This window comes from Burkholderia sp. AcTa6-5, assembly GCF_017815075.1.
GTDB classification, from domain to species: Bacteria; Pseudomonadota; Gammaproteobacteria; order Burkholderiales; family Burkholderiaceae; genus Burkholderia; species Burkholderia sola.
Map to the genome: position 1 here is coordinate 1 of NZ_JAGIQE010000061.1, position 1,877 is coordinate 1,877.

Annotated in this window: 1 protein-coding gene; it reads left to right on the forward strand. The window is 64.5% G+C overall.

The genetic code is table 11. The features are described from left to right. Positions 1 to 410: 410 nt before the first annotated feature. Entirely contained in the window at positions 411 to 1,802 is a 1,392-nt protein-coding gene (gene ltrA / locus J8I33_RS34175) for a group II intron reverse transcriptase/maturase (RefSeq protein ID WP_209939991.1), read from the forward strand. Positions 1,803 to 1,877 lie beyond the last annotated feature (75 nt).

Consider the following 1,877-nt stretch of genomic DNA (forward strand, 5'->3'; position numbering starts at 1 on the left):
TTTTGGTGCGCCCGGCAGGGCGCACTCACTTGGAGGTGAAAGTCCTCTACACGCCCGGCAAGGGGAAGTGTTAGCCAATGGCAAGGGCGTTGCGGGCGACTGCGAGTCTGAAGGAAGCCGGAGGCAAAGCGCTGGCCTGACGAACAGGAAGCGGATAAGAGGCGACGCATCGGGGTAAGGCAGCCAAAGCGGCCGAAGCCCGAAACTTGTCCGGGACGATGCGGCGTATATCCGACAGGCATAAGCGTGAAGGTGGGTGCGTAATACCCGGGGAGATCTGTACGGCTGCCGAAGTGCTACTGGCGTCGAGAGGCGTCGGGATGGCAGTGCAGAAGTCAGCAGAGGGCATAGTAGGCCGCGAGGCCGAAGGCCCGAACATGAAGGACCGCAATTAGGACGGTGGAGACTCGATGCGAGCCGATGAAGCACAAGCCCGTGAGAGCGGGGCCATGACGCAGGAGCCGGGGCGGAACTCCGGGGATGGCGCGCGTGGTGCGGAGGCTGGCACGGCGGCTACCGGGCAAACGAAAGCGGAGGGACCATCGCTGATGGAGGCGGTGGTAGAGCGCAGCAACCTGTGGCTGGCGTATCGACGGGTGGTCGAGAACCGTGGCGCGCCGGGAGTCGATGACTTGCCGGTGGAGCAGTTCAAGGACTGGCTGAAGATGCATTGGCCGAGCGTGAAGGCGGCGCTGCTGGCGGGGCAATACATGCCGGCGGCGGTGCGCGCGGTGGACATACCGAAGCCTGCTGGCGGGGTAAGGACACTGGGCATCCCGACGGTGCTGGACCGGCTGATCCAGCAAGCGCTGCACCAGGTACTCCAACCGATCTTCGAGCCGGGGTTCTCCGAGTCGAGCTACGGCTTCAGGCCGCAGCGCAGCGCGCAGCAGGCGGTGCTGAAGGCACGGCGGTATGTGCAGGAAGGCCGCCGCTGGGTGGTGGACATCGATCTGGAGAAGTTCTTCGACCGGGTGAACCACGACATCTTGATGTCGCGGGTGGCCCGGCAGGTGAAGGATGATCGGGTGCTCAAGCTGATCCGGCGGTATCTGGAGGCGGGCCTGATGCGAGGCGGGATGGTGACGGTGCGACGGGAGGGTACGCCGCAAGGCGGGCCGCTCTCGCCGCTGCTGTCGAACATCCTGCTGACGGACTGGGACCGCGAGCTTGAGCGACGCGGCCACGCGTTCTGCCGCTATGCAGACGACTGCAACATCTATGTTCGAAGCAAGGCGGCGGGCGAGCGGCTGTTGATGCAGATGAAGGCGTTTCTCGAGAAGCGCCTGAAGCTGCGAATCAACGAATCGAAGAGCACGTGTGCACGGCCGTGGACGCGCAAGTTCCTGGGCTACAGCGTGACGATGCATCGTCAGGCGAGGCTGCGAATCGCACCGGAGAGCCTGAAGAGGCTGACGGCGCGGGTCAGGGAGCTGATGCGTCCGGGTCGAGGGCGTAGCGTATCGCAGACGATCGAGGCGCTGAACCCGGTGCTTCGCGGCTGGATAAGCTATTTCCGGTACACGGAGGTCAAAGGCGCGTTGGAGGAACTGGACGGGTGGGTCAGACGGCGAATGCGCAGTCTTCTATGGAGACAGGCGAAGCGCCGGGGTGCCCGCGCGATCATGTTACGTCGAAGGGGACTCACGGAAGCACGCGCATGGCAATCGTCGCGTAATGGGCGAGGGCCATGGTGGAACGCCGGAGCGAGCCACATGAACGCGGCCTTCCCGAAACGCTACTTCGACCGACAGGGGCTGGTCTCGCTGCTGGATACACAGCAGCGCCTCCAGCGTTCTTGATGAACCGCCGTATGCGGAACCGCACGTACGGTGGTGTGGGAGGGCTGAGGGGGTGACCCCTCTCCCTACCCGATG

What these genes read in the sequence shown, in the direction of transcription:
- ltrA (WP_209939991.1), top strand. Translation starts at nt 411, where the DNA reads ATGCGAGCCGATGAAGCACAAGCCCGTGAGAGCGGGGCCATGACGCAG.